Below are 19534 nucleotides of genomic sequence, written 5' to 3'. Positions count from 1 at the left end.
TGGTTGTTCAAATGTTGTTGTTCGTGTCGTGTCGCTTAGCCCTTCACCCTAACCCTCTCCCCGCCTGCGGGGAGAGGGGATGACCTCTGTATCCTCGCCGAGAAAATCGTTAGGGACGGGCAGTAGCTGCCGCTTTCCCCTTCTCCCCGTCAAAACGGGGAGAAGGTGCCCGACAGGGCGGATGAGGGGCATTACGCCACGGTATTTCAATGCGCAGACAACGGCTTGATCGCCGGATAGAGCGCCCGATAGCGCTTGTAGGCATCCGCATAGGCATCGCTCAGCGAAGCAACCGGTTCGATCGTGCCGGCCGTCCGCGGCGGCGTGCAGACCGCGACCGGATCGGCGCCCGTCGCCGCGATCAGGCCGAGACGTGCCGCACCGAAGGCAGCTCCGAAATCGCCGTCCGCCGGCAGATCGACGGGTACGCCGAGCGCGGTGGCGATCGAGGCCAGCCAGTAGCGCGACCGCGAGCCGCCGCCGATTGCGGTGACGCGCGCGATATCGGTGCCGGCCGAACGCAACGCCTCGAGATTGTCGCGGATGGCGAAGGCGACGCCTTCGAGCACGGCCTGGGTCAAGACGACGCGGCCGCTTTCATGGCCGAGACCGATAAAGGCGCCGCGGATCGTCGCATCATTGTGCGGCGTGCGCTCACCGGAGAGATAGGGCAGGAAAGTGACGCTGGAAGGCGCTTTCAGCGTCTCGCCAAGTTCGCCAGTAAGGTCTGCGGCGGATTTGCCTGTCACGCTCGAATGCCAGTTCAAAGCATCGGTCGCAGACAGGATGACGCCCATCTGATGCCAGGTGTTCGGAAGCGCATGGCAGAAGGCATGAACGGCGCTTTCCGGCTTCGGCAGGTAGGAGCCGTTGGCGGCGAAGAGCACGCCGGATGTGCCGAGCGAAACGAAGGCGGCGCCATGGCTCACCGTGCCCATGCCGCAAGCCGAGGCCGCATTATCCCCTGCCCCGCCGGCGACGACGACATCGCCGCCAATGCCCCATTTCGACGCCAGTTCGCCACGCAGCTTGCCGGCGACTTCGGTGCCCTCGACCAGTGTCGGCATCTGCTTTTCATCGAGGTTGGTTGCGGCCAGCAGCTCGGAAGACCACTTGCGCTTGCCGGTATCGAGCCAGGAGGTGCCGGCGGAATCGGACATTTCCGACATGTGCTCGCCCGTCAGCCAGAGACGCAGATAGTCTTTCGGCAAAAGCACCCAGCGCACTTTGGCGAAGACATCAGGCTCATGCTTGGCGACCCATGCAAGTTTCGGAGCGGTGAAGCCGGGGAAGACGATATTGCCGGTCAGCGCGCGGAAACGCGGGTTGGCATCGAGCGCTGCGGCCTCATGATAGCTGCGCGTATCGTTCCAGAGGATGCAGGGCCGCAACACCTTGTCGTCGGCGTCGAGCAATGTCGCGCCATGCATCTGACCGGAAAGGCCGATGCCGCGTACGGTGGCCAGCTCCTTCGGATGCGCCGCCTTCAGGCCGGCAACCGCTTCCTCGGTCGCACGGATCCAATGCGCCGGATCCTGCTCCGACCAGCCGGAATGCGGACGCGATACATCGAGGTCGCCATTGGCGGAGCCGATGATCTTCTGATTACCGTCGATCAGCATCGCTTTGACGCCGGACGTTCCGAGATCGAGACCCAAATACATCAGATGCTACTCCCTATGTTCTGCCGCTTTCGAATGATCAGGGCAGATTGTCCTTCAAGAAAATGTCGAGACGTATGCGCTCCTGGTCGGCGATGACGCTTTGACCATCGGCCTTCGCCTTCATGACGCGGATGGCGCTGCGCACTTCATGACCGGCATCCTGGTTGAGAACGGCATCGACCGTGCCGTCCATCAGCGCGGCCCGCGTATGCTGAGTCAGCTCGTGCACGACCACCGTCAGCTCCCGCTTGGGCCGGACGGCCTTCAGCGCCGCGATCAGCCCTCGATTGCCGGCGCCGAGGCTGTAGACGCCGATGATGTCCTTGCTTGCCGAAAGCGCCTTGGACACGAGCGATCTGGCAAGCTCCGGATCGTCTCGCCCCTCGAGCACGGGCAGCAGCCGCAACCTCGGAAACTCCGCCGCCATGACGGCCGAGAACCCTTCCACGCGCTCGCGATGGTCGCGCACCAGCATCGAGCCTGCAAGAACGGTGATATCGCCCTCGTGGCCGCCGAGAAAACGGCCGAGCAGCCGGGCAGCAGTCCGCCCCGCTGCGATATTGTCGATGCCGGCATAATGATGCCGGGTGGAATCGGTGAGATCTGAGACCAGGGTGACGACGGGGATTCGCTTGGATACGAGCCGATCGACCGCAGCCCGCACCTCCGGCGCATCCGTCGCCACCAGGGCGACGCCGGCGATATCCTGCCCCTGAAGGGCATCGAGTGCCGCAACCAGCGCCGATACGTCGAAAGCCGGCACCTCTACGATGCGGATTTCCGTGCGCTCGAAGCTCGAGCGCAACGTCGCGTGATGCACTTCGGAGCGGAGCCCGTGCATAAAGGAATTGTCGCCCGTCGGAAGGATGAAAACGAAGGGATAGACGCGCCCCTTGGCCAGATTGGCGGCGGCGACATCGCGGACATAGCCGATCTGGCGGATGGCCGCCTCCACCTTCTCCCGCGTCACCAGCCGCACGCCCGGCCGCTGGTTCAGCACGCGGTCCACGGTGGCGAGGCTGACGCCCGCAGCGGCGGCGATATCATGCACAGTCGGTCTCATCAGCTCCTCCTGCTGAAATCCTTACTGCGATTTCTGATGTACGTAAATCAGAAATTTTCGACGGCCCGATTTTCCTGTCGTTCGCCCTCCTGAAACGAAAAAAGGCCCCTTGGAGCGAGGGGCCTTACATTGATGCTGGCATCGCGGCGAGGTCAATGGCCTCCGCCGCCGCCGCCTCCCGGTGCCTTCGGCTTGCTGAGCATGAGGACGCCGAGGATCATCGCCAGGAACAGGATGGTGAGCATCAGGAAGATATCGCTGAAGGACATGACGATTGCCTGTTGCGTCGCCATGTTGACCATCTGTTTCAGCGCAGCCTGCTTCCCATCCAGGCCAGACGCGCTGAAGTTGGCGGCCATGTTGTTCAGCTGAGCGACGGCAGCCTGGTTGCCCCAATGGATATTGTCGCGCAGGTTGAAGTAATGCTGATCCTGCCTGTCCGTCAGCAGCGTATTGATGATCGCAAGACCGACGGCGCCGCCGAGGTTACGCGTCAGGTTGAACAGGCCGGAAGCCCCGCGCATGCGGGCGGGCGGCATGGTTCCGAGCGCGATATTGTTGATCGGCACCATGCAGAGCATCAGTCCGAAACCGCGCAGGATCTGCGGGATCAGCAGTTCCCAGAAATCCCAATCCGTCGTCAGATGCATCATGATGTAGGTGCCGGCCGAGAAGCTGGTGAAGCCGATGATCATCAGGATGCGCAGGTCGAGCTTGCTCGACAGGAAGCCGGCTAGCGGCGCAGTGAAGAACATGGTCAGGCCCGAGACGAACATAGTCTCGCCGATCTGCAGCGAATCGTACCCACGAATGCGGGCAAGATAGAGCGGGTAGATATAGGTCAAACCATAGAGGCCGATGCCCATCACGAAGGAGAACACCGAACCGAAGGAGAAGTTCTTATTCGTGAAGGCCTTCAGATCGACCACGGGGAAATCCACCGTAAAGGCACGGTAGAAGAAAATCACAGCTGCGATGGCAGACGCGATGGCACCGGCAACGATGTAATTGTCGTTGAACCAGTCGTTGGTGTTGCCTTCCTCGAGCACATATTCCAGTGCGCCCAGGAAAACGCCCATCGAAACCAGGCCCCACCAGTCGAATTTCTTGAACAGCGATAGTTCTGGCTTGTCGAAATCGATGTAGTTCCAGGTGACGATGGCAACGATGATACCCGGTGGAATATTGACCAGGAACAGCCAGTGCCAGGAAAAGGCATTGGAGAGATAGCCGCCGACCGTCGGGCCGATGGTCGGCGCCAGCGTCGCGATCAGGCCGATGATCGGCGAGACGACATTGCGTTTCGACGGCGGGAAGATGGTGAACGCCGCCGCAAAGACCGAAGGGATCATGCCGCCGCCGATAAAGCCCTGCAGGGCGCGATAGACGATCATCTGGTCGATGTTGGTGGCGGTCGCGGCGAGCGCGCTCGCCGCGGTGAAGCCGGCGGCCGAGATCGCGAACAGGTAGCGCGTCGAGATGATGCGCGCCAGCGTTCCCGACAGCGGAATCATGATGACTTCGGCGATCAGATAGGCCGTCTGCACCCAGCCGATCTCATCCGAGCCGGCACTGAGGCCGGCCTGGATTTCACTGAGCGAGGCCGAGACGATCTGAATGTCGAGGATCGACATGAACATGCCGAGCACCATCGCCAGGAAGGCGATGAGCTTTCTCGGCTCGATATGATCCACCGCCGGTGGCGCGGCGGGCCCGGCCGCGCGTGGGGGCGACCCGGCTGTAGTGCTGGCGGACGACATGGCGCGTCTCTCCCGAGCTTGATCGCTTACTTTTCCGGTGCCGTGCGGGTATCGACGTCGACAACGACGCTGAGGCCTGCGCGCAGACGACCGGTATCGAGCGCATCCTGTGGCAATGCGATGCGAACAGGCACACGCTGGATGATCTTGGTGAAATTACCGGTCGCATTTTCCGGCGGCAGGAGCGAGAAGACCGAGCCGGACGCCGGCGAGATCGACTCGACGGTGCCGACGATCGGATGATCGCCATAGGCGTCGACGTGAACATTGACCTTGGAACCGGGAACCAGGTGCTGGATCTGCGTTTCCTTGAAGTTGGCATCGATATAGAGCTGCCGGGTCGGCACGATCGCCATCAGCTTCTGTCCGGGAGAGACAAGGTCACCTTCCTGAACGGAACGATTGCCGACGACACCGTCATAAGGCGCCTTGAGCACGGTGAAGGACAGGTCGCGGGCAGCTTTGTCACGAGCAGCCGCGAGACCCTTGATCGTGCTTTCGGCCTGGCGGCGCTGGGCCTGCAGCAGGTTGATATTGGCTTGCGCGGAAGCGATGGCGGCATCGCCACCGACCAGGTTGGCCCTTGCTTGGTCGAGCGCGATGTTAGCGCTATCCAAGGCGGCCGTGGTGCCGACCGACTTGGACTGCAGTTCCGCAGCGCGCGTCTGGGTGATCTGGGCGCCACGAACAGTGGCTTCCAGGGCAACCTTCTGCGCCTGCGACTGGGCAAGAGCGGCCTGGCCGGCGGCAATTTGTGCATCGATGGTGTGGAGCGAAAGCTGTTCGGTGTCGTACGAGGCCTGAGCCTGATCCAGCGCCAGCTTGTAGTCACCGTCATCGAGCGTGGCAAGCACATCGCCCGCCTTGACCAGCTGGTTGGCGACGACGTTCACCTTGGCGACATAGCCGGTAACCTTCGGCTGGATGGTCGCGATATCGCCTTCGATATAGGCATCGTCGGTGGAGACCATGAAGCGGCCCGTCGTCCACCAGTCATAACCGTACCAACCGCCGGCTGCGAGGGCCAGGACAACGATGATCGGCATGGCCAGGCTGCGCCGCTTCTTTGCCGGCGGCGGTGGGGCCGCGGGAGCCGGAGATGCGGGCGCAGCCTGGGCCGGAGCCGGATTGCCGCGCGTTTCGGCAACGGGAGCATCGGCAGATGCGCCGACCTCCTGGGCTTCCGCTCCGGCATCAGCGGGCTCATTCACGATGCGCGCTACATTGTTACCATGACTTGACGACATTGCCCTACCACCGGAATTCTGGGTAAAATAATCGAACCGAACGGTTCAGTTCAATTGACATAGAGCCTTTTTCACTCCATATCAAGAGATATCGAACTGCATGGTTCGATTATTTGACGAGTCTGTTTAAGATTCATAAAAATGATCGATTGAAGGAGACGATGAAACACGAACCGCAAAATGCCATTGCACTCGACGCGCCAGCGCCTGCATCTGGTGGGCGTTGGGCCGCTGGCGAAGATCCGGTCAAACGTCACCAGATTCTAGAGGGCGCCAAGCGCGTCTTCATGAAGATGGGGTTTGACGCGGCGAGCATGAACGACGTTACCCGTGAGGCCGGCGTCTCCAAAGGCACGCTTTACGTCTACTTCGCCAACAAGGAAGACTTGTTTTCCGCGATGATGGACAGCGAGCGCGCTCATTTCGTCGAGTTGGTGCGTACCGTCCTTGCCGACGAAGCGGATGTCGCTTCCTGTCTTTATGAATTTGGCATGGTATTTGGGACGCATGTTACCTCGGACAAGACCATCAGCGCCATGCGCACGGTCATCGGCGTGCGCGCGCGCATGCCTTCGCTCTGTCAACGCTTCTTCAGCGGCCCGGAAAACCTGCGAACCGTGTTGCGCGGCTTTCTCGAACGCAAGGCTGCGGTAGGCCAGGTGAAGATCGACGACTTCGATATGGCCGCGCGGCAGTTTCTTGAGATGGCAAGCGGCGGTTACTTCAAATTACGGCTGTTCGGCGACATGGACGTCCCTCCTTCGAAAGAGGAGATCGACTACGTCGTGCGCGGTGCCGTGCGCGTCTTCCTTGCCGCTTATGGCCCCAATCGCCGGGATCAAGACTGACAATCTTCCCAGTTGCCAGCTTCCCAGTTGCCAGCGAGCGGAGGCACCCCAACTCCGCAATGGCGATCAAGCGTCGCGGCCACCATGCGGCTATGACTGGCCCGGCAACCAGGGGAGTTAAGCATTGAGCGCGATCGGAAGAGCGATATGGTTTATCGAAAGCCACTTTGCATCCGACATCTCGCTGGACGAGATCGCCGAAACGGCCGGTCTGTCGCGCTATCATCTGTCGCGCGTTTTCGGGATGACGACAGGCCATTCGATCAGCGGCTATATCCGTAGCCGCCGCCTCAGCGGGGCAGCTCTCGCCCTGATCGACAGCTCCTCCACAATTCTCCAGGTTGCCCTCGATGCCGGCTACGGCTCGCACGAGGCTTTCACCCGTGCCTTCCGCGAGCAATTCGGCATGACGCCTGAAAACCTGCGCAAACAGGGGCACGTTCGCAACCTCGCTCTACAGGAGCCGATCAGAATGGACGACACCCGCCTTCCCAAGCTCGATGCCCCGCGCTTCGAGACCCGCCCCGCAATGTTGCTTGCCGGCCTTGTGGAAACCTATGCCTATGAAGCCACGCAAGCGATCCCTTCGCTCTGGCAGAAGTTCAATCAGCATTTCGGCCACATCCCGGGCCAGGTCGGCAATGTCGCCTACGGCGTCTGCACCCAGGCGGACGAGGGCAGCGAAGGCTTTCGCTATATGTCCGCCGCCGAGGTCACGGGCGCCGACGGCCTGCCCGAAGGCTTCACCACGACAAGACTGCCGCAGCAACGCTATGCGGTTTTCACCCATCGCGGCCATATATCAGGCATTTCCGCCACCGTGCATCAGATCTTCGGCGAATGGCTTCCGCAATCAGGCCATCAGCACGGCGGAACCCCCGACATGATGGAGCGCTATGACGATCGCTTCGATCCGCGTACCGGCATGGGCGTGACCGAGATCTGGATCCCGCTCAAGGCGTAGAATGCGCCCGCCGCCATGAAAATGACGGCGGCGCTTGTCTTGTACGGACGGCGACGCTCCTTACATTACGGCCATTCTTGACAGGCCGGGCTGGGGGTCAGCATCGGCATATGCTGACCAAAGGGGAAATAGTCTATGGATATTGTCGGGCTGGTGCAGGATCCGAGTGCGTGGGTCGCACTCGTGACACTCGTGGTCATGGAGGTGGTGCTTGGCATCGACAACCTCATCTTCATCTCGATCCTGACCAACAAGCTGCCGGCGGAACACCGCGACAGGGCGCGCAAGATCGGTATCGGCCTTGCCCTTGGCATGCGTCTCGTCCTGCTCGGCACGGTCGCCTGGATCGTGCAGCTGACGACGCCCGTCTTCGAGATCTTCGGTCAGGGCTTCTCCTGGAAGGACATGATCCTCATCGGCGGCGGCCTCTTCCTGGTCTGGAAGGCGACGAAGGAGATCCATCACAACGTCGATCCCCAGGAACAAGGCGAGGATTTCATCGCCAAGTCGACGACATCGACCTTCGCCTCCGCCATCGGTCAGATCCTGCTGCTCGACCTGGTCTTCTCGATCGACAGCATCATCACCGCCGTCGGCATGACACAGCACCTGCCGATCATGTTCATCGCCGTGATCGCCGCCGTTACCGTGATGCTGGTGGCCGCCAATCCGCTCGCCAACTTCATCGAGAAGAACCCGAGCATCGTCATGCTGGCACTGGCCTTCCTGCTGATGATCGGCACGACGCTGATTGCCGAAGGCATGGGCGTGCATGTGCCCAAGGGCTATATCTACGCCGCCATGGCCTTCTCCGCTCTCGTGGAAGTGCTCAACATGCTGGCGCGAAACCGCCGGAAAAGGGCATCCGGCAGCCATTGAGGACAAGACCCGCACCCCGAAACGGGTGCGGCGTTCACTCCTGAACGTGGACGTCGACCCATTCGCCGGTGTCGCCGCGCCCATAGATATCGACCTTGATCCAGACATTGCCGCGGACGATGAAGTTCCCGGCATCGTCGGCGATATTGCCGCTTGCCAGCATGGCTTCAAGCTTCTGACGGTTTGATGGCAGCGAGAAGAAGCTGTCGCCCTGATCGCCGCGGTCGCGGCGGCGGTAGGCGTGATAGTTCGCGCGATCCTGACGGATGATCTGCCAGGGCAGCGTCAGACGCTCCCCCTTCGAGTTGTATAGGTCGTCGCTGCCGATATAGGCACGATAGGACTCGATCAGCTTCGCCGAACTGTCGCGCGTAATCGTCGATTGAGCCGCGGCGGGACCGAAAACGGCGGCTGCTAATATGAAGCTCAAAATCAATCTCTTCATTGTTTCCTCGCGGTGATTGATTGAAGACCTATTCCGTCACTGCCCCAAAAATTGCAAATAAAATTCAGCGAGCGACCCTGTTTTATCCCGATAGCCTTATGAGGGGTAAAGAGGCATCATGACTTTGATAGGTCGGCTCGAATCGTCGCGCCGTACTGTCCCTAGCATATTACCCGGTTGATCTTGCGGCGCAGTTTCCCTTGACGTCATCCATTGAATATGGCCTAAGGCCAGCCATACGGAAAACGCGGGATTGAAGCGGCAACACGCCCTTTTCCGACCGTTTTCCTGATCCAGATACACATCTTCGGCTGGACAGCGCTTGTCCCGAGCGCGGCCCGGCCTTTTATGACGGGCAAACAAAATGACCACTTCAGGCGTTCGCGTCCGCATCGCACCCTCTCCGACAGGCGAACCGCATGTCGGCACCGCCTATATCGCGCTGTTCAACTATCTCTTCGCCAAGAAACATGGCGGCGAGTTCATCCTGCGCATCGAGGATACCGACGCGACCCGCTCCACCCCGGAATTCGAGACCAAGGTGCTCGACGCGCTGAAATGGTGCGGCCTGAAATGGTCTGAGGGACCCGATGTCGGTGGCCCCTATGGCCCCTATCGCCAGAGCGACCGCAAGGATCTCTACAAGCCCTACGTCGAGAAGATCGTCGAGGCCGGCCACGGTTTCCGCTGCTTCTGCACACCCGAGCGCCTGGAGCAGATGCGCGCCGCCCAGCGCGCCGCCGGCCTGCCGCCGAAGTATGACGGCCACTGTCTGAACCTTTCGGCCGAGGAAGTCTCGACGCGCGTTGCTGCCGGCGAGCCGCATGTCGTGCGCATGAAGATCCCGACCGAGGGCACCTGCAAGTTCCATGACGGCGTCTATGGCGACGTCGAAATCCCGTGGGATGCCGTCGACATGCAGGTCCTGCTCAAGGCCGACGGCATGCCGACCTATCACATGGCCAACGTCGTCGACGACCATCTGATGAAGATCACGCATGTGGCACGCGGCGAGGAATGGCTTGCCTCGGTGCCGAAGCATATCCTGATCTACCAGTATCTCGGCTGGGAGCCGCCGGTGTTCATGCACCTGTCGCTGATGCGGAATGCCGACAAGTCGAAACTGTCGAAGCGCAAGAACCCGACCTCGATCTCCTATTATACGGCCCTCGGCTATATCCCCGAAGCGCTGATGAACTTCCTCGGCCTGTTCTTCATCCAGATCGCCGAAGGCGAAGAGCTCTTGAGCATGGATGAGCTTGCCGCAAAGTTCGATCCGGAAAACCTCTCCAAGGCCGGCGCGATCTTCGACATCCAGAAGCTCGACTGGCTGAACGGCCGCTGGATCCGCGAAAAGCTGTCGGAAGAAGAATTCCAGCACCGGGTGCTGACCTGGGCGATGGAAAACGACCGCCTGAAGGAAGGCCTGAAGCTGTCGCAGTCGCGCATCACCAAGCTCGGTGAATTGCCCGACCTCGCCGGTTTCCTGTTCAAATCCGACCTCAACCTCGATCCCTCTGCTTTCGCCAGGATCAAGTCGACGCCGGAAGAGCTGCTGGAAATCCTGAACACGGTGCAGCCCGACCTCGAAAAGATCCTCGAATGGAATGTCGAGACCATCGAAGCCGAACTGCGCGCCATCGCCGACCGCATGGGCAAGAAGCTGAAGGTCATCGTCGCGCCGCTCTTCGTCGCCGTCTCGGGCTCCTCGCGCTCCCTGCCGCTTTTCGATAGCATGGCGATCCTCGGCCGTTCCGTCGTGCGCCAGCGGCTGAAACTTGCCGCCCAGACCGTTGCGACCCTCGTCGGCCCGAAGAACTGAACCGGACTTTAAAACCATGAACGACAAGACCGAAGCCTCCGCCCTCTCCTCCGACGCAACGGAAGTTCGCCGCCAGAAGCTGAAGCTGCTGCGCGAACAGGTCGGCGACGTCTATCCGGCGCATTTCCACCGAACCATGACCAATGCCGAGCTCGCTGCGAAATACGAAGGCCTGGAGCCGGATACGGAAACCGGCGATGTCGTCACCGTTGCCGGCCGCGTCTATTCCTCGCGCAACTCCGGCATGTTCATGGATATCCACGACGCCTCGGCCAAGATCCAGATCTTCAGCCACAAGGACGTGACCGGCGAAGAAGCCCGCGCCTTGCTGCCGATGATCGATATCGGCGACATCATCGGCGTCACCGGCGTCGTCCGCCGCACCAAGCGCGGCGAGCTGACGATCAATGCGCAGCAGATCACCATGCTGACCAAGTCGCTGCTGCCGATGCCGGAAAAGTGGCACGGGCTTTCCGATATCGAGCTGCGCTATCGCAAGCGCCACCTCGACATCATGACCAACGAGGAATCGAAGCTGCGCTTCCAGCAGCGCAGCCGCATCGTCTCCGGCATCCGCCGCTTCATGGAAAATGACGGCTTCATGGAAGTCGAGACGCCTATGCTGCATTCGGTCTATGGCGGGGCGACAGCCGAGCCGTTCAAGACGCATCACAACACGTTGAAGCTCGACATGTACCTGCGCATCGCGCCGGAACTGTTTCTGAAGCGTACTCTGGTTTCCGGCCTTACCGACAAGGTCTTCGAGATCAACCGAAACTTCCGCAACGAAGGCGTCTCGACCCGGCACAATCCTGAATTCACCATGATGGAGTGCTACTGGGCCTACGCCGACTACGAGGACATCATGGACCTCGTCGAGCGCCTGTTCTCGACGCTCGCCATGTCGATCCACGGCAGCACCGAATTCGCCTTCGGCGACAAGCAGATTTCCTTCAAGGGCCCGTTCCGTCGCGTGCCGATGCCCGATGCAGTCAAGGAAGCGACCGGCATCGATTTCCTGGCGATCAAGACCGACGAGGAAGCCCGTGCCGCCTCCAAGGCTGCCGGCTTCGCTGTCGAGAAGGACGCCACCTGGGGCGAATGCCTCGCCTTCATCTTCGAAGAGAAGGTCGAAGGCACGCTGATCCAGCCGGCGCATGTCACGCATTTCCCGAAGGACATCTCGCCCTTCGCCAAGGAAGTGCCGGGCGAGCCGCGCCTCGTCGAACGCTTCGAGACCTATTGCAATGCCTGGGAGCTCGGCAACGCCTTTTCCGAACTCAACGATCCGGAAGAGCAGCGCGCCCGCATGGTCGAGCAGCTCGAGCAGGCCCACGCGCGCGGCGAGAAGCAGAAGGAACTGGATGAGGAATTCCTCGACGCCATCGACCAGGGCATGCCGCCTGCAGGCGGTCTCGGCATCGGCGTCGATCGCCTGATCATGCTGCTCACCAACTCGCCGTCGATCCGCGACATCATCCTCTTCCCGGCGCGTCGCGCCAAGGCGGATTGAGACAGTTTCGCCCTCCGAAAATCAAAGGTGAACCATGACCGAGAAAGAGACATTGGCCGCGGATGCCGACAGCGAGCAGCAGCGGCTGGCCGATCTTGCGGAGATCGGCGATATCGATCTGTCGCAATACGCGCCGGGAACTTTCGGCTGCCACGAGGCGATGCACACGACGTCGCTCATGCTCGACATGACCGACGATCACTTGCTGCAACACCCCGCCATCGTCGCGGATCCCGAATTCTACCGTCTTGCCGGCGAAGTTCACGAGGCGCTCTTCGCGCTTTACCAAGCTATTGGCGAGAAGCATCTGGCGGATTGACGGGTATTCCCCTTCCGCTCACGGCGCAAAGCCAGCTTAGATCAGTTCGTTACCGGCGAGCGTCGTTCGGCAGCACCCGTCATGGTCGGATCGAGCCCCGGTGAGGGGCTCTTTTCCTTGTCGCTGGCATCGGCGCCGATGAATTCGCCATTCTTGTCATATCCGGGCTGCACGTTGCCGGTCGACTTCGGCTCCGGAGGAGCCGGCTTCGCTTCCCGCTCTTCCGTCTTGGCAGACGCCTTTTCTTCGGCGGCGATCGCTGCCTTGACCTTATCCTTCTTGGCATTGCCGCCAGCACCGGCGTCAGCCGCCAGCGCATTGTCACAATCGCTGTAATCCTTCAATCCGGCCAGTGCTGCATCGATATCCTCGACGGGCATCGTGATCTCCTCGCCGTAAAACAAGCCAGCGGTGCTTGCGCCGCCATTGTAATAACGTGCTGTGACCGGCTCTTCGACACTGCCTTCGGTAAGTTTGTCGGGATGCGGGACGTAGACGACATCGGCACCCAGCGCCCGACCGCGTATGTCGGATCGAAGCGACGGCCCATTCTTGTCGAGAACCACAACCTGAACGAGATCGGGCTTTTGCTCCTGGTATACGGCTTTAGCGACACGAAGCGCCGTTCTTACCCGGGTCAAACCATCGGTCGGATCGGTGCGGATATATTTGCGCACCCAGAAGCGATTTTCCTTGCGAATGGTCACGAGATTGACGTCGGTGCACTCCAACCCGTTGGGCGAAGGCGACATAAAACCAAGCAGTCTGTCTTTGCCGATACAAAGCGCGAAAACGCCGGAGGAGCCTATGAGAAAGGCCACTCCGCCGATTATGACGACAAGCTTCCGGGGAATCCGGAAAATGTGCAGTAAGGCGCTCACGCCAACTGCTCCCGCATAGACCGCTCCAAGGCAACAAAGATGATCAACCCTCACGTTAGGGAAATGGCGTTTCGGAATACTTAAAGCAGAAGCGAAACTTGCAACTCTGACGGCATCGACACAAAAAAGGTCCGAACTTTCACAGCGATGGCGACGCTTGCCTTCGGTGCCGCGCACATGCTCTAACGGCAACATGGCGTTCACCTTGAGACAGCTGCAATACTTTGTCGCCGTGGCGGAACAGGGCTCGATCACCCGCGCCGCGCAGAACCTGTCTATCTCGCAATCCTCGGTCACCCAGGCCCTGAAGGAGCTGGAAGGCGACCTCGGTGTCGAGCTGTTCGATCGGCATCCGCGCGGACTGTCCATCACCCATAACGGCCATCAGTTCCTGCGTCACGCCACGAAGATTCTGGCGACCGTTTCCGATGCCCGCACGAGCTTTTCCGGCCAGCAGAACGCAGCCGGCGGCACGCTGAACATCGGGGTCACATCGCTCGTCGCGGGCTATGTCCTGTCGGATCTCCTGGCGCGCTACCGTCGTGCCTGCCCCGGCGTCGAGGTCAGCGCCATCGAGGACAATGGCGGCTATCTGGAACATCTTCTGGTTGGTGGCGAGCTCGACGTCGCCGTCATGGTCATTTCCAACCTGCGCGACCGCATGGCGCTGCAGGCCGAGATCCTTGAAACGTCGCCTTACCGGCTCTGGTTGCCCATGGGCCATCCGCTCGTCTCGGCCGACATCATCAGCGTTGCCGATATCACCCGCGAGCCGCTGATCATGCTGACCATCGACGAGATCGAGGAAAACACCGGCAAGCTGCTGACCGCGCTTGGCGCCCGCCCTCACGTCGCCTTCCGCACACGCTCGGTCGAGGCGGTGCGCAGCCTCGTTGCAACAGGCGCCGGCGTGGCGCTGCTGCCGGACCTCGTCTATCGCCCCTGGTCGCTCGAAGGCGACCGCATCGAGAGCCGCGACGTGTCCGGCTCGTTGCCGGTCGTGCAGGTCGGCATGGTGTGGCGCAAGGGATCAAGCCTGCCGCAGGCCGCCCGGGACTTCGTCGGCGTCGCGGAGAGCATGCGCTCCGGGCGCCAGAGATAACGCAACGCCAATCATTGCGAAGGAAAGGGACCGATTATGAAGACCGCAATCATATTCGACTGCGAATTTCTTTGTCTTGAAGGCTCGCAACGCAGATTCTGGTGCGCGGCCCATGATCCCGATCCGGTCATCGCTGAGATCGGCGCCGTCAAGCTGGGGCTGGAAGGCGATTTTCCTATTTTGGGCACCTATAAGGCCTATGTTCGCCCGATCGACAGATTTGGCAACCAATATGCGCTCGACCCGTTCTTCACCACGCTGACCGGCATTACCGACGAGAATATCAAGGCCGAAGGAGTGGCCTTGCAGGATGCGCTTGCTGGCCTCGACAGCTTCTCGGACGGCGCCCGCTTCTGGTCCTGGGGCAAGGACGAACTGAACATGGTGGCGATCAGCTGCTATGTCTCCGGAATTCAGCCTCCAATTCCCGCCCACCGGTTCGACAATGCCGTCAAGCTCCTGATTGCGGCGGGAATGCCGATCGAGGATCTGGCGAAGACGCCGAGCAACAAGCTTGCCGACTACTATGGCGTGGAACATCCGCATTTACAGGGTCATGACGCGCTCGACGATGCACTTTCGGTGTCATATACCCTGCAACACCTTATGAAGGCTGAACATTTGCGGCCTGAAGTCTTCGACCGCAACTAGCAGCGCTGCGCTTTAACTTGGTGCATATGGAGTGCGATCGCCTCTCAAGCAGGCCATATTCCCCCTCACGTACGGTCACATACGAAGCAATCGGAATTTCCGATATCGACTTTCTGATAAATGAATTTGCGAATGCGGCGAAATCGGATCACCTTTTCTTCCGGGAACAAAAAGCCAGCTACTGGCTCCGCCAATATCAAGGCTCAAAAACCGGGAGAGTCCGATGAAGCATCTGCTGAAATCATGCACGGCTGCATTCGCATGCTTAAGTTTCGCCACGCAGGTCATCGCTGCTGAGCCGCTGAAGACGCTCGGCAAGGGCGAAGGCGCCGTCAGCATCGTTGCCTGGGCCGGCTATATCGAGCGCGGCGAAAGCGACAAGAATTACGACTGGGTCACCGGCTTCGAGAAGGAAACGGGCTGCAAGGTCAGCGTCAAGACCGCCGCGACCTCGGACGAAATGGTCGCCCTGATGAACGAAGGCGGCTTCGACCTCGTCACCGCCTCCGGTGACGCATCGCTGCGGCTCGTCGCCGGCAAGCGCGTCCAGCCGATCAACACCGACCTGATCCCGAGCTGGAAGACCCTCGACGACCGGCTGAAGAATGCTCCCTGGAACACGGTCAACGGCGTCCATTACGGCGTTCCCTATCTCTGGGGGCCGAACGTGCTGATGTACAACACCGACGCCTTCAAGGGTGAGGCACCGAAGAGCTGGAACGTCGTCTTCGAAGAAACGACCCTTCCCGACGGCAAATCCAACAAGGGCCGCGTCCAGGCTTATGACGGCCCGATTTATATCGCCGACGCCGCCCTCTATCTGATGGCCCACAAGCCCGAACTCGGCATCAAGGACCCGTACGAGCTCAACGAAGATCAATACAAGGCCGCCCTCGACCTGCTGCGCGGCCAGCGCAAGCTCGTCAGCCGCTACTGGCATGATGCGATGATACAGACCGACGACTTCAAGAACGAAGGCGTCGTCGCCTCCGGCTCCTGGCCGTTCCAGGTGAACCTGCTCCAGGCCGACAAGCAGAAGATCGCCTCGACCTTCCCGGATGAGGGTACGACCGGATGGGCCGACACGACCATGCTGCATGCCGACAGCGAACATCCGAACTGTGCCTATATGTGGATGGAGCATTCGCTCCAGGCCAAGGTTCAGGGCGACGCGGCAGCATGGTTTGGCGCCGTGCCCTCGGTTCCGGCCGCCTGCAAGGGCAATGAGCTGCTGACCGACAGTGGTTGCGCCACCAACGGCTACGATCACTTCGACAAGATCAAGTTCTGGAAAACCCCTGTCGCGAAATGCGGTACGCAGGGCGAATGCGTGCCCTATCATCGCTGGGTCTCCGACTATATCGGCGTGATCGGCGGGCGGTGACGTCTCCAGCGGGGAGAAGATGCCCGTCAGGGCAGATAAGGGGGCGAGGAGCGAAGCGACGAACGTCCTGAGCGATAAACGAAGGACAGCTTATGCCGCGCTAGCCCTCATCCGACCCTTCGGGCCACCTTCTCCCCGCTAGGGAGAAGGAGAAGTGTCTCCGCCAAGCGCCCTTCGAACATCAAGCCGGCGCAAGACATAACCATTTTGGGGAGAAACCAATGACCGCCGTTCGTTTCCAGCAGGTGTCGCGCCATTTCGGCCAGGTCCGCGCTGTGGATCGCGTCGATCTGGAGATCGCGTCCGGCGAGTTCTTCGCCATGCTCGGCCCTTCCGGTTCCGGCAAGACCACCTGCCTCAGGCTGATTGCCGGCTTCGAGCAACCCACAGGCGGCCATATCGAGATCTTCGGCGAGACCGCCGAAGGTGTGCCGCCTTACCGGCGCAACGTCAACACGGTCTTCCAGGACTATGCGCTCTTCCCGCATCTGAATATTCTCGACAATGTCGCCTACGGCCTGATGGTCAAGGGTGTGGGCAAGGCCGAGAGGTTACGCGCCGCCGAGCAGGCGCTGGAACTGGTGAAGCTGCCAGGCTATGGCGCCCGCCGCCCCGGTCAGCTCTCCGGTGGGCAGCGCCAGCGCGTGGCGCTTGCCCGCGCCCTCGTCAACAAGCCGAAAGTCCTGCTCCTCGACGAGCCGCTCGGCGCGCTGGACCTGAAATTGCGCGAGCAGATGCAGGAGGAGCTGAAGGGCTTGCAACGGGCACTCGGCATCACCTTCGTCTTCGTCACCCATGATCAGGGCGAAGCGCTTTCGATGGCCGATCGCGTTGCCGTCTTCAATGATGGCCGCATCGTGCAGCAAGGCACGCCGCACGACATTTATCAACGGCCGAAGACTCGTTTCGTCGCCGATTTCGTCGGCTCTTCCAACGTCATTGCCCCGGAGATGATGTCATCGCTCGGCGGCGAGCGGCGTTGGGCGAGCCTGCGCCCGGAAGCAATACGGTTGACTGAGGAGAGCGGCGTGGCAGCGACCGTGAAAGCGATGAACTTTCTCGGTGCTGCTACCCGCCTCTCGGTGGAGGCGAATGGCGCGCACCTGCATGTAACCGTGCCCGCCGGTCAGCCGACGCCGGATACCGGCACTTCCGTCCGCCTCGCATGGCTGCCCGCGGATGTGCACTACATGGATGATGCCGCATGAACGCCGCCGCCTTCCCCGCCTCGTCAGCGCACGCGCCGGCCTCGATCCTGCCGAGCCGGGGCGGCTTCTTCGGCCGCCTCTCGGATCTCTTCTGGCGCCGTCCGCGACTGCTGCTCTTCCTCATGCTGACGCCGCCGCTGCTCTGGCTCGGCGTCATCTATATCGGCTCGCTGATCGCGCTGCTGCTGCAGAGTTTCTTCTCGATCGACGACTTCTCAGGAATGGTGAACTACGAATTCACGCTCTCGACCTATGCGCAGCTGCTGAATTCAGCCAATTTCGATATCATCGTCCGCACGGTGGTCATGGCCGCCCTCGTCACGTTAGCCTCCGCCTTCGTCGCTTTCCCGATCGCCTATTATGCGGCGCGCTATGCCCAGGGAAAATGGAAGGCGCTGTTCTATCTCGGCGTCATGCTGCCGCTCTGGTCGAGCTATCTGGTGAAGGTCTACGCCTGGAAGCTGATCCTCGCCAAGGAGGGCATCCTCACCTGGATCTTCGACAAGCTGCATATGGGTTGGCTGCTCGACGGCGTGCTCGCTTTGCCCATCATCGGCGGCAATTCGCTGTCGGTGAGCTATATCGGCACCTTCCTGGTCTTCGTCTATATCTGGTTGCCCTATATGATTCTGCCGACGCAGGCTGCTCTCGAGCGCGTGCCGGCCAATCTGCTCGAAGCCTCGTCCGACCTTGGTGCGACGCCGAACCAGACCTTCCGCACCGTGCTGCTGCCGCTGGCGCTGCCCGGCATCGTCGCCGGCTCGATCTTCACCTTCTCGCTGACATTGGGCGACTACATTATCCCGCAGATCATCGGCTCCTCGCGCCTCTTCATCGGCCAGGCCGTCTATGCGCAGCAGGGCACCGCCGGCAACGTGCCGCTTGCCGCAGCCTTCTCGGTTGTGCCGATCGTCATCATGGCCATCTATCTCTGGATCGCCAAGAAACAGGGAGCGTTCGATGCGCTCTGATCGCGGCCAACGCGCCTCCCTATCGTTGAAGACAGCCGCAGCCGGCGGCCTGCTCTTCCTGCATCTGCCGATCCTTCTGATCTTCGTCTATGCCTTCACGACCGAGGAGAAGAGCTATCAGTGGCCACCACCCGGCTTCACGCTGCAATGGTTCGGCATTGCCTGGAACCGGCCGGACATCTGGTCGTCCCTGGCGCTCTCGGTGCAGGTGGCGACCATCGCGACTGCCATTGCGCTGGTGCTCGGCACGCTTTGCGCCGCCGCCGTCAGCCAGACCAAGTTCTTCGGCCGCGAGGCGATCTCGCTGCTGGTCATCCTGCCGATCGCGCTTCCGGGCATCATCACCGGCATTGCGCTGCGTTCCGCCTTCAGCCTGTTCGACATCCCGTTTTCAGTCTGGACCATCGTTCTCGGCCATGCGACCTTCTGCGTCGTCGTTGTCTATAACAACGCAGTCGCCCGCTTCCGCCGCACCTCCGGTTCGCTGATCGAGGCGTCCATGGATCTCGGCGCCGATGGCTTCCAGACCTTCCGCCATATCATCCTGCCGAATATCGGCACGGCGCTGCTCGCCGGCGGCATGCTCGCCTTCGCGCTGTCCTTCGATGAAGTCATCGTCACCACCTTCACCGGCGGCCAGCAGATGACCCTGCCGATCTGGATGCTGGAGGAGCTTATCCGCCCGCGCCAGCGACCGGTGACCAACGTCGTCGCCATGGTCGTCGTGCTTGTCACTTTCCTGCCGATCCTGGCAGCCTACTATCTTACCCGCGACGGCGACCAGATCGCCGGCGGCGGCAAATGAAAGGGAGA

The 19534-nt window shown here is 61.0% G+C and carries 18 protein-coding genes; 12 read left to right on the top strand and 6 right to left on the bottom strand.

Going from position 1 to position 19534, the window contains the following annotated elements:
* Window positions 1-206: 206 nt before the first annotated feature.
* From xylB to FHT28_RS00550, 4 genes are all read right to left on the bottom strand, one after another.
* Window positions 207-1664 carry a xylulokinase gene (gene xylB / locus FHT28_RS00565; RefSeq protein ID WP_168595324.1) on the bottom strand — a complete coding sequence of 486 codons (1458 nt, stop codon included), beginning with the start codon at window positions 1662-1664 and terminating at the stop codon, window positions 207-209.
* A 37-nt stretch (window positions 1665-1701) separates the two neighbouring features.
* Window positions 1702-2727, bottom strand: coding sequence for a LacI family DNA-binding transcriptional regulator (locus tag FHT28_RS00560; protein ID WP_037196301.1), 1026 nt, complete (start codon window positions 2725-2727; stop codon window positions 1702-1704).
* A gap of 152 nt (window positions 2728-2879) precedes the next feature.
* Window positions 2880-4487 carry a DHA2 family efflux MFS transporter permease subunit gene (locus FHT28_RS00555; RefSeq protein ID WP_037196300.1) on the bottom strand — a complete coding sequence of 536 codons (1608 nt, stop codon included), beginning with the start codon at window positions 4485-4487 and terminating at the stop codon, window positions 2880-2882.
* Between the two features lie 26 nt (window positions 4488-4513).
* Window positions 4514-5734 (bottom strand): HlyD family secretion protein, encoded by a 1221-nt coding sequence (locus FHT28_RS00550; RefSeq protein WP_092573480.1) that lies wholly within the window; start codon window positions 5732-5734, stop codon window positions 4514-4516.
* Between the two features lie 161 nt (window positions 5735-5895).
* Between FHT28_RS00550 and FHT28_RS00545 the strand changes: the two genes are divergently transcribed.
* From FHT28_RS00545 to FHT28_RS00535, 3 genes are all read left to right on the top strand, one after another.
* Window positions 5896-6582 carry a TetR/AcrR family transcriptional regulator gene (locus FHT28_RS00545; protein ID WP_037196298.1) on the top strand — a complete coding sequence of 229 codons (687 nt, stop codon included), beginning with the start codon at window positions 5896-5898 and terminating at the stop codon, window positions 6580-6582.
* 124 nt (window positions 6583-6706) lie between these two features.
* Window positions 6707-7546, top strand: coding sequence for a GyrI-like domain-containing protein (locus FHT28_RS00540; RefSeq protein ID WP_168595323.1), 840 nt, complete (start codon window positions 6707-6709; stop codon window positions 7544-7546).
* 135 nt (window positions 7547-7681) lie between these two features.
* Complete coding sequence (locus tag FHT28_RS00535; protein ID WP_037196296.1) at window positions 7682-8425, top strand: TerC family protein; 744 nt, start codon at window positions 7682-7684, stop codon at window positions 8423-8425.
* Window positions 8426-8459: 34 nt separating this feature from the next.
* Here FHT28_RS00535 and FHT28_RS00530 read toward each other — a convergent pair whose 3' ends face one another.
* On the bottom strand, window positions 8460-8870 hold the full coding sequence (locus FHT28_RS00530) for a hypothetical protein (RefSeq protein WP_047555283.1): 411 nt from the start codon (window positions 8868-8870) through the stop codon (window positions 8460-8462).
* 364 nt (window positions 8871-9234) lie between these two features.
* Between FHT28_RS00530 and gltX the strand changes: the two genes are divergently transcribed.
* Genes gltX through FHT28_RS00515 form a run of 3 tightly spaced genes read left to right on the top strand, consistent with a single transcriptional unit; the run spans window position 9235 to window position 12524 of the window.
* A complete protein-coding gene (gene gltX, locus FHT28_RS00525; protein WP_047555282.1) occupies window positions 9235-10692 on the top strand; it encodes a glutamate--tRNA ligase in 1458 nt (485 codons plus the stop codon).
* A gap of 16 nt (window positions 10693-10708) precedes the next feature.
* Window positions 10709-12205 (top strand): lysine--tRNA ligase, encoded by a 1497-nt coding sequence (gene lysS / locus FHT28_RS00520; RefSeq protein ID WP_047555281.1) that lies wholly within the window; start codon window positions 10709-10711, stop codon window positions 12203-12205.
* 34 nt (window positions 12206-12239) lie between these two features.
* Entirely contained in the window at window positions 12240-12524 is a 285-nt protein-coding gene (locus FHT28_RS00515) for a hypothetical protein (RefSeq protein ID WP_037196292.1), read from the top strand.
* 41 nt (window positions 12525-12565) lie between these two features.
* Here the strand turns inward: FHT28_RS00515 and FHT28_RS00510 are convergent, their stop codons facing one another.
* Complete coding sequence (locus tag FHT28_RS00510; protein WP_092573482.1) at window positions 12566-13405, bottom strand: hypothetical protein; 840 nt, start codon at window positions 13403-13405, stop codon at window positions 12566-12568.
* A 193-nt stretch (window positions 13406-13598) separates the two neighbouring features.
* Here FHT28_RS00510 and FHT28_RS00505 point away from each other — a divergent pair, with 193 nt between their 5' ends.
* The 6 genes from FHT28_RS00505 to FHT28_RS00480 all read left to right on the top strand — a co-directional run bounded on the left by FHT28_RS00505 (window position 13599) and on the right by FHT28_RS00480 (window position 19526).
* Window positions 13599-14507: a LysR substrate-binding domain-containing protein gene (locus FHT28_RS00505; protein ID WP_168595322.1), complete on the top strand. Its 909-nt coding sequence runs from the start codon at window positions 13599-13601 to the stop codon at window positions 14505-14507.
* 36 nt (window positions 14508-14543) lie between these two features.
* Window positions 14544-15158, top strand: a complete 615-nt coding sequence (locus FHT28_RS00500; protein ID WP_168595321.1) for a 3'-5' exonuclease — start codon at window positions 14544-14546, stop codon at window positions 15156-15158.
* 223 nt (window positions 15159-15381) lie between these two features.
* A complete protein-coding gene (locus FHT28_RS00495) occupies window positions 15382-16542 on the top strand; it encodes an ABC transporter substrate-binding protein (RefSeq protein ID WP_037196286.1) in 1161 nt (386 codons plus the stop codon).
* Between the two features lie 221 nt (window positions 16543-16763).
* On the top strand, window positions 16764-17750 hold the full coding sequence (locus tag FHT28_RS00490) for an ABC transporter ATP-binding protein (RefSeq protein WP_168595320.1): 987 nt from the start codon (window positions 16764-16766) through the stop codon (window positions 17748-17750).
* A complete protein-coding gene (locus FHT28_RS00485; RefSeq protein ID WP_168595319.1) occupies window positions 17747-18721 on the top strand; it encodes an ABC transporter permease in 975 nt (324 codons plus the stop codon). Before FHT28_RS00490 ends, FHT28_RS00485 begins: the two co-directional genes overlap by 4 nt.
* The gene (locus FHT28_RS00480) at window positions 18711-19526 is read left to right on the top strand and encodes an ABC transporter permease (RefSeq protein ID WP_037196281.1); all 816 of its coding nucleotides are present in this window, start codon (window positions 18711-18713) and stop codon (window positions 19524-19526) included. Before FHT28_RS00485 ends, FHT28_RS00480 begins: the two co-directional genes overlap by 11 nt.
* Window positions 19527-19534: the final 8 nt, after the last annotated feature.

It is taken from the genome of Rhizobium sp. SG570 (assembly GCF_012275345.1).
In the GTDB taxonomy this organism is placed as follows: domain Bacteria; phylum Pseudomonadota; class Alphaproteobacteria; order Rhizobiales; family Rhizobiaceae; genus Rhizobium; species Rhizobium lusitanum.
Note: the sequence above shows the minus strand (reverse complement) of the source record. Positions and strands in the feature narration are given on the sequence as shown.